Here is a 9431-nt window from a genome sequence, read left to right on the forward strand (position 1 = left end):
TTTCTAGGTGTTCTTAGGTATTCCGAGTCCATCGTATCAAAGGGAATAGTAGTTTGAGATATATCATAAAGTAGGTTTTGAACAAGTAGATGAATGGGTAGCATAGGAAGGAATGGTAAAAAGGCACTTGCAGCCATTACGCTAAACATATTTCCAAAATTAGAACTAGCCGTCATTTTAATATACTTCATAATATTACCAAAAGTTTTTCTTCCTTCGATAACTCCATCTTCTAGAACCATTAGATCTTTTTCTAATAGAATAATATCAGCACTTTCTTTTGCTATATCTACTGCATTTTCAACAGATATTCCTACATCTGATTGTCTTAATGCCGCTGCGTCATTAATGCCATCTCCTAAAAAACCGACTGTATTTCCTTCTTCTTGCAACAGTTTTATAATTCTTGTTTTCTGCATGGGGGTTAGCTTAGAGAAAATAGTTGTAGCTTCCAATTTATCTTTTAATTCATTGTCTGTCAGCTTTTCTACATCCAAACCATTTAAAGAATAAGTGGTATCTATTCCTACTTGTCTACATATTGTTTTTACTACAGCCTCGTTGTCTCCTGATAAAACTTTAACTTCTACTCCATGCTTATGAAGTTTTTCTATGGCATCTACAGTAGAAGGTTTAGGAGGATCAAGAAAAGCTAGAAAGCCTATAAGTACCATTCCATTTTCATCTTCTACAGCAAAATCATGATCTTTAGTTACCCAGCTTTTTTGTGCCACAGCAAGAACCCTCATTCCTTCATAGTTGAGCTCTTTACATACTTTTAAGGCTTCTATTTTTAAATCTTCAGAAAAATCACAAATCTGTCCCTTAAATTCCACGTGTGAGCAGATAGACAACATTTCCTCAATAGCTCCTTTTGTTATAATTTGTCGCTTACCTGTTTTATCTTCTATGATGACAGATAGTCTCCTTCTTACAAAATCAAAAGGTATTTCATCTACTTTTTTATAATTGTCTTTTGCATAGTGAAGTTTAAGCTCTTCTACATGCGATAAAATAGCTCTATCTATCAGATTGCGTAACCCAGTTTGGAAGTAGCTATTAAAATAAGCATGTCTCAAAACTCTTTCATCAATATCATTACTACCATCTACACACAAGTGTTTTTCTAAAACAATCTGATCTCTCGTTAGCGTACCTGTTTTGTCTGTGCAGAGGATATTCATTGCGCCAAAATTCTGAATAGAGTTCAGGTTTTTAACAATGGTTTTTTTCTTGGCCATAGTCACTGCCCCTTTCGATAAATTGGCTGTTACAATCATGGGTAACATTTCGGGTGTTAAACCTACAGCAATAGATATGGCAAATAAGAAAGCATCAAACCAGTCTCCTTTCGTAATACCATTAACTAGAAATACAAAAGGTACCATCACAATCATAAATCGAATCAATAAGAAGCTTACGTTATTAACCCCTTTGTCGAAGGCAGTTTGTGCTCTTATTCCAGTAATCGTTTTTGCTAGGGTACCTAGGTATGTGTCATTTCCTGTTTGAATAACAATTGCTTTAGCATACCCACTGATAACATTTGATCCCATAAAGCAAATATTATCGAGATCAATAACACTTCCTCTTTTGGTTGTATCCTCTTGAATAATGGTATGCTTTTCTACAGCATTTGACTCTCCAGTGAGTGACGACTGACTAACAAAAAGGTCTTTACACTCTATTATTCGTACATCTGCAGGTATCATATCACCCGCAGAAAGGTAAATAACATCCCCAGGTACCAGCATTTTCATATCTACCTCTTGGCTTTGTGTTGCACCATTACGATACACCGAAGCTGTATTAGTAACCATTTTACGCAGTGCCTCAGAGGCTCTAGTGGATTTCCATTCTTGTGAGAACTTCAGAATTACACTAAGCATTACCATCGTTGTAATGACGATAACACTTGTCCAATCTTGCTCTGCAGAATCAGCTAAGATGACATCTATGATCATAGATATAATGGCCAATACCATCAATACACCAATAAAAGGATTGATGAAAGCTCTGATGAATAATATTAATGGGTGAGTAGGCTTTTCATTGGCTATTTCATTTCCGCCATATATTTTTAGGCGAATATCAACATCTTCTCTGTCCAAACCATAGGGGTGAGTCTTAAAGTAGTTATAAGCCTCCTGCAATGGTTGAGCAGAAGCTAGAAAAACTTTCTCAGCATTGAAGCGAGATGTTTTTGCTTGTTTTTTCAATCTTTTCCACATCTTTACTCACTTTAAATGGTTAATACTTTGGATTGAATCAAAGGTACAATTAACCAAAAGGGAAGGGTAAAGATCCTTATTAGAAAGATATTAGAATTGATGTAGGATGTTAAATATGAGGTATCTCAATAAGATAAGTTGTGCCTACTCCTTCTTCTGAGTTTATTTGAAGTTGGCCTTTATGTATTTGTACAATTTGCTGGCAGAGTGTCATTCCAATACCATAGCCTTTGGCATAATTTTTATTTTTTCCTCTGTAAAAAGGTATAAATAAGTGTTCTAGGTCTGATGGCGAAATACCAATACCTGTGTCTGATAAACGCACGATGGACATATTATTCCAATATGTTATCTGTACCATAGAACTTTTGTTTTTTGAGAATTTGCAATTGTTTTCCATAAGGTTTACAAGTGCTGTTTTGAGCAGGTAACTATTACCGTAAACTGTTATGAAACGTTCATCTTCGGGAATCTGCTCAAAAATAAGTTCTACTTTATAGTCCGGATTGGCTTTGATAACTAAGTTTCGAGCATCCAAAAGGAGTTCATCGAAACGTACATTGGACATTTTAATTTGTTCGGGTTGATAGCTAGCCTTAGCTAAATCGAGTAATCCTGATGATAACTTTGTAATTTCCTTGGTGTCATTTAAAGCGTATTCTATCGCTTTTTTGTACTCATCCGTATTCCTTTCTTTCAATAGAGCTATTTCGAGTTCGGCAGTTAGTGCAGCCATAGGTGTACGCAATTCGTGAGATACGTTACTAATAAATTGCCTTTGGGATTCAAATGCTTGTTCTAGTCGATCTAGCATGTTGTTGAAGGTCATTGATAGCTCTCCAAGCTCATCTTTAGGATTATTTACTGGTATTCTTAAATCAAGATTTGAAGCAGTGATACGCTCTGCTTCTTCTACTATTTTAGAGACTGGAGCTAAGGCGTTTTTTGCAAATATATATCCTAAGATAAGCAATAGTCCTAGTCCTATGAAGGCAGAGATAAGTAAAATGAGTTGTAATGAAGCTTGTTTGGAATGGCCATAGCCGTCATAAGCCGCAGCTGTAATGATGTAGTCTTTGTTGTTAAAAGAGTAGACAAGACCTACGGCTTCATATTTGTTTTCGTTGAATTTAAGCTCTTTGTTTTCTATAATTTGTTGTATCATAGAAGGGGTTTCCTTTACAATGTCAATTTCAATAGCATCGTGATATAAAAGCTTTCCTTCCTTGCTGTAGATGGCAACTTCTACTTCATTGATAAACTCTCTGTTATTGAGATAGATAGATTGCATAGTTTTAGCATCCACTCTATTGTCAAGAAAAAGATTCGCTTTGGTTATAGCTTCTCTTTTTAAATCTCTATAGAACTCTTTATATCTACTTTGTTCTGAAAAGAAGTAAATGGAGCCTAATATAATAAGTAAAACAATAGCTGTAGCACTTGTAAATCTAAGTGCAAGAATATTTCTTATCTTCATAGTTTATCAGTAAAAATGAAACCCATACCTGGTTTGGTGTGTATCAGATTAGTATCAAAAGGCTTATCTATCTTGTTTCTCAGATAATTGATATAAACATCTATGAAATTAGTACCTGTATCAAAATGTGTATCCCATACTTTTTCGGCAATTTCAATGCGAGATAAAACTCGTTCTGGGTTTTTAATCATAAAAAGTAATAAGTTGTATTCTTTCGGAGATAGCTTAATTAGTTTTCCTTTTCTTGAGGCTTCTTTCGTATTTAAATTGATGGTTAAATCAGAGTAGGATATTTCTGATGGTTGACTACTTCCTTTCTCTAATCCTCTTTTTAACAATACTTTGATGCGGGCATCTAGTTCTCTAAAATCAAATGGCTTGACCATATAATCATCTGCACCTGCATCAAAACCTTCTAATTTATCATCGGTAGTTCCTAGTGCTGTAAGCATTAAAATAGGGATATTTTTATCTATGAGTCTGATTTTTTGACATAGTTCAAAGCCACTTATGTGAGGGAGAATTATATCTGATATAATCATATGATAAGAATTGTTCTGAAATAAATTTAAACCTTGTTGTCCATCATAAGCTGCATCTACTTTATATCCGACTTCTTCTAGCCCTCTCTTTATAAGATCGGCTACTCTAACTTCATCTTCAACAACTAAAATCTTTATCATAGGAATATTTCTGTCAATGTGATAACTAAAGGGTTTTAACAAAGGTACTAATTAATATTTTGTCAGTTCTATGAGTTCTGGCATAGGTTTTGCACCTATTAAAGAGAATTTAGGGTTATAAATAATATGAAAGAATAACTTTTTAAGTTGATAAATTGATAACTATATATCCTGTATTATTTAAATATGGCTTTATTTATGGGGGTTTTTAAGAAATAAAGAATAAAGATTTTAATAAATCCCCATAAATAGCGATTAAGTTCTGTTAATTAGGTTTGGTAATCTGTTAAAAGGTAGTAAATTAACCTTGTTATTACAACAGCCATTAAAAAAGAATTGTTTGTTTAACTGTTAAATGTTAAATTGAAGTTTATTATTAACATATAAAGCTATTGATATATGAAACGAATATTTAAAAATCTTTTAGGTGTAAGTGCTATTGTACTTTTGAGTGCTGGAGTAGCTGGCATTACTACTTATAAAGTAATGGATAAATCTTCACAAAACTCAATAAGTCGGAGTACTAATTTTAATGATGTTTTTGAAAATAGTCCAACAGTGCGTATGGCGTCTTATAATAATGCTGCCGCACAGCCAGTTGACTTAACAGTTGCTGCTGAAAACTCTCTTCATGCAGTGGTTCATATTAAATCAATTCAGCATTCCAAGGTTCAAACCTATAAGCGAGCTCCTGATATTTTTGATTTTTTCTTTGGTTATGATGAAAGAGGAAGCAAGCAAAGAGTTCAAACTCCGTCACGTGTAGGTTTTGGTTCTGGAGTTATCATCTCTTCTGATGGTTATATTGTAACTAATAATCACGTAATTGATGGAGCTGATGAAATCAGTGTCAAGTTAAATGATAATCGTGATTTTCTAGGACGAGTTATTGGAACAGATCCTAGAACGGATTTAGCTTTAGTGAAAATTGAAGGTGAAGATTTACCCACTTTGCCTGTTGGTGATTCTGATGCTCTAAAGGTAGGAGAATGGGTGCTTGCTGTGGGTAATCCTTTTAACTTAACATCTACGGTAACGGCTGGTATTGTAAGTGCTAAAGCCCGTACACTTGGTGTTTATCAACAAGGAATAGAGTCTTTCATCCAAACAGATGCTGCGATCAATGAAGGTAACAGTGGAGGAGCTTTAGTTAATGTAAGAGGTGAACTGATAGGTATTAATGCTGTGCTTTCATCTCCAACAGGAGCTTATGCGGGTTATGGTTTTGCTATTCCTACTAGTATAATGACAAAAGTGGTTGCCGATTTAAAACAATATGGTACTGTTCAACGTGCTGTTCTTGGTGTTATGGGTAACTCTCCATCAGAAATTCGCTTTGTGGATGAAGAGGTGAGCAAAGAAATTAAGAAGAAAATGGATGAACTAGGAGTCGTTGATGGTGTACTAGTTGTTGAGGTTTTAGAAAATAGCTCTGCTTCTGCTGCAGGAATCAAAGTTGATGATGTGATTACTGGCATTGAGGGCAAAAAAGTTACAAATATGGCTGGACTTCAAGAAGAGTTAGCTAAACATCGCCCTGGAGATAAAGTTACTATCAAATTAATCCGAAATAAAAAAGAACAAAACATATCTGTGGAATTAAAAAATGAACAAGGAACCACTAAGGTTGTTAAAAAGTCGGGTATGGAAATTTTAGGAGCTGCATTCCGTGAATTACCAGACGATTTAAAACAACAGCTTCGACTACGTAGTGGAATCCAAGTAACTGGAGTTTCATCAGGTAAAATGAAAGAAGCAGGTATTCGTCAAGGCTTTATTATTCTAACAGCGAATGGTGTTCGTATGAATAAGGTAGAAGACTTAGAAGGTGTTCTACAACAAGCTGTAAAAACCCCTGAACAAGTTATATTCTTAACTGGTATGTTCCCCTCAGGAAAACGTGTAAACTATGCAGTTAACTTATCTGAAGAATAAAAAAACGAGTAAAGCATAGATTTATGTTAATAAATAGGGCCAACAGTCAACCTGTTGGCTTTATTATTGTTATAGAGATTAGAATGTTCAACTAAAAGATATAGATTCAAAATTTTATTTATAAATTTATAGTTTATATCTTTGCACCCCAAATCTGTTTTATAAGAATGAGACAATTAAAGATAACTAAAAGTATTACTAATAGGGAGAGTGCTTCGCTAGATAAGTACTTACAGGAGATTGGTCGTGAAGACTTGATCACTGTAGAGGAAGAAGTGGAGTTAGCTCAACGTATTAAAAAAGGTGACCGAGTAGCACTTGAAAAATTGACTAAGGCAAATTTACGTTTTGTTGTTTCTGTTGCTAAGCAATATCAGAATCAAGGACTAAGTTTACCCGACTTAATAAATGAAGGTAACTTAGGTCTAATCAAAGCTGCTGAAAAGTTTGATGAAACTCGTGGTTTTAAATTTATTAGTTATGCTGTATGGTGGATTCGTCAATCTATCTTACAGGCACTAGCTGAACAATCACGTATTGTACGTTTACCACTAAACCAGGTAGGTTCATTGAACAAAATAAGCAAAGCATTTGCTAAGTTTGAACAAGAGTACGAACGTAGACCTTCTCCTCAGGAATTGGCTGATGAACTTGAGATGCCTGTGGATAAAGTAACAGATACATTAAAAGTATCTGGTAGACACATTTCTGTTGATGCCCCCTTTGTTGAAGGTGAAGACAATAGTTTGTTAGATGTTCTAGTCAATGATGATTCTCCAATGGCGGATCGTTCATTAGTAAATGAATCGTTAAGTGAAGAAATAGATAGAGCTTTGTCTACGTTAGAAGATCGTGAAAAACAAATTATCAAAATGTTCTTCGGAATAGGTTGTCAGGAAATGACACTTGAAGAAATTGGTGATAAGTTTGGTTTAACACGTGAACGTGTGCGTCAGATCAAGGAAAAAGCAATTCGTCGTCTTCGTCAAAATAATAGAAGTAAATTACTTAAATCGTACCTAGGATAAGTATCGGTTTGATAAAGAAATATAAAAGCTGGTTTCATTGAGAGCCAGCTTTTTTTATTTATATTTGTCATAAATAATAATAATATGAAACTATTAAAAACATTTGTAGCTGTTGCATTGGTGTTGGTATTATCTTCAGCTACTATAGTGAGAGAAAAAGATAGGGGAGTGTACTTATTTGGAATATCCTCTTCTTTCACGGATACAATAGCTTACTTTACCACTATACAACAACTCGACACAGTGCAGTTGACAAAAGGAGGGGTGTTACCTTTTCTTCCTAACTATAGTTCTCAATTGGAGAATTATGTTGAAGTGATGAAATCTAATCCCAATCAAACAGGAACTGTTATTTATTCTACTAGCAAGAAGAAGATAGAGAAAGATAGAACTAAATTACTGAATAGATATAAGAAAAAGATGAGTCATCAGATATCTATTATTCCTATAGAGGAATTTACCTTTTCTCCTATAAATCCTGAATAAAGAAATGTTTTTATACTCAATATGATGAAAGATGCAAAACAACCTTGCATCTTTTGTTGTTAGACACCTACTAACCTTAATAATTATGAAAGTTAGATTTAGAAATTTAATATGCTTTGTAGCTGCTCTCTTTTTCTTGTTGGCTTGTAGTGATAGCGATGAGAAAGTGGAGATTCCACCTAAAAGTGCGGATCGCACCGTGTTGGTGTATATGGCTGCCTCAAATAGTTTACGATCTTTTTCTAGGGATGATATAGAAGAAATAGAAGAAGGTTTCCTTTCGTTGGCAGATCATTCTACTTGTAATTTTCTACTTTACCTTGAACAGGGAAAAGAAACTAATCCTATTAATAATGCCTATGAAAGAGTTCAGCCTAGCTTGATGAGGCTTACTCTTAATAAAGGAAAGCTGACGTGGGTAGAGGTGAAAAAATACCCAGCTCAACTCTCAACTGATTATAAAGTAATGGGAGAGGTGTTTCGTGATGCTTTTACATTATTTCCTGCAGAAAAGAAAGGTTTGATACTATGGTCTCATGCAGATGGCTGGATACCTTCAAAAGGATATAAACCCGAGACCAGGTGGTTTGGAGAAGATAAACTGAATGGGGTATCTCATTATACAGAAATACTAGATTTAAAAAAAGCGTTAGATAAAGCGCCCTTTTTAGATTTTATCTTGTTTGATGCTTGTTTGATGCAATCTGTAGAGGTGGCTTATGAGTTTAGGCAAAACACTCACTATATGTTAGGTTCTCCTATGGAAATACCTGGTCCAGGTGCACCTTATCAAGAAGTAGTTCCTGTTTTATATAGTAAAAAGAAAGATATTGCTCAAGATATAGCTGATGCTTATTACGGGTTTTATGAGCAAACATATTCGGGGCATAGCCATGGTAATGATCCTTGGTATGGTGGTGTGTCAATGACTGTATTAGACTTAACTAAAGTTGAGCACTTTTTTCAGGAGACAAAATCACTATTACATAATAATGAGTTAGATTATTTGAGCTTAGATTCAAAAGATGTATTTTACTATGATTTTCGTGAAATTTCCGAAATCTACTATAGAGATGTTTTAGGCTTGATGAAGAAAAACTTCAACTCTAATTTAACGTCTGCGTGGTTGTCTAGTTATAATGGCTTGATACTTTACTATAAAACGACAAAAACTAATTATAGTGGAGTGATTGGCCAAGATGTTAGTATGCAAGGATCTCATGGAGTTTCTATGTATGTACCGATCAAATCAAAAAAATATGATATTGTCAATGAGTATTATAGTCAGATGTCTTGGTATAGAGATATGATAAAGGAATAGAATTGACTCTAGAAACAATAAAATTATAAATATCGCTCTATAATAAAGTTATTGAGCGATATTTTTTGTTAATACCGAACAAAAAATAAATTTGTTTGTTGTATATTATGGTGTTAAAGGATACATAGCCAATAACTATCTTTTTATTATTGGTTTTTGTTTAACCTATAAATATAAGATTTATAGGCGGTTGCTATATATTCCAAAATATATTCAGAAATAAAGTATTGATATATTTGGAGCGAAGCTAAAAAGCGCTTACTTTTGCAC

7 protein-coding genes are annotated in these 9431 nt (G+C 34.1%); 4 read left to right on the forward strand and 3 right to left on the reverse strand.

The genetic code is table 11. The features are described from left to right. From mgtA to K8V80_RS00240, 3 genes are all read right to left on the reverse strand, one after another. A partial coding sequence (mgtA, locus tag K8V80_RS00230) for a magnesium-translocating P-type ATPase (protein ID WP_276774446.1) occupies positions 1–2231 on the reverse strand: 2231 nt, incomplete at its 3' end. Positions 2232–2340: 109 nt separating this feature from the next. After that, the gene (locus K8V80_RS00235; RefSeq protein ID WP_276774449.1) at positions 2341–3708 is read right to left on the reverse strand and encodes a sensor histidine kinase; all 1368 of its coding nucleotides are present in this window, start codon (positions 3706–3708) and stop codon (positions 2341–2343) included. Then, the gene (locus K8V80_RS00240) at positions 3705–4391 is read right to left on the reverse strand and encodes a response regulator transcription factor (RefSeq protein ID WP_050807869.1); all 687 of its coding nucleotides are present in this window, start codon (positions 4389–4391) and stop codon (positions 3705–3707) included. The genes K8V80_RS00235 and K8V80_RS00240 overlap by 4 nt, the downstream gene beginning before the upstream one ends. A gap of 399 nt (positions 4392–4790) precedes the next feature. Here K8V80_RS00240 and K8V80_RS00245 point away from each other — a divergent pair, with 399 nt between their 5' ends. From K8V80_RS00245 to K8V80_RS00260, 4 genes are all read left to right on the forward strand, one after another. Next, on the forward strand, positions 4791–6326 hold the full coding sequence (locus tag K8V80_RS00245; RefSeq protein ID WP_006744238.1) for a Do family serine endopeptidase: 1536 nt from the start codon (positions 4791–4793) through the stop codon (positions 6324–6326). 167 nt (positions 6327–6493) lie between these two features. Continuing rightward, positions 6494–7354, forward strand: a complete 861-nt coding sequence (locus K8V80_RS00250) for a sigma-70 family RNA polymerase sigma factor (protein WP_006744239.1) — start codon at positions 6494–6496, stop codon at positions 7352–7354. 84 nt (positions 7355–7438) lie between these two features. After that, positions 7439–7840: a hypothetical protein gene (locus K8V80_RS00255; protein WP_276774458.1), complete on the forward strand. Its 402-nt coding sequence runs from the start codon at positions 7439–7441 to the stop codon at positions 7838–7840. A gap of 85 nt (positions 7841–7925) precedes the next feature. Continuing rightward, on the forward strand, positions 7926–9161 hold the full coding sequence (locus K8V80_RS00260) for a clostripain-related cysteine peptidase (protein WP_276774461.1): 1236 nt from the start codon (positions 7926–7928) through the stop codon (positions 9159–9161). Positions 9162–9431: the final 270 nt, after the last annotated feature.

Source organism: Bacteroides coprosuis (genome assembly GCF_020741705.1).
Taxonomy (GTDB): Bacteria; Bacteroidota; Bacteroidia; order Bacteroidales; family Bacteroidaceae; genus Bacteroides_E; species Bacteroides_E coprosuis.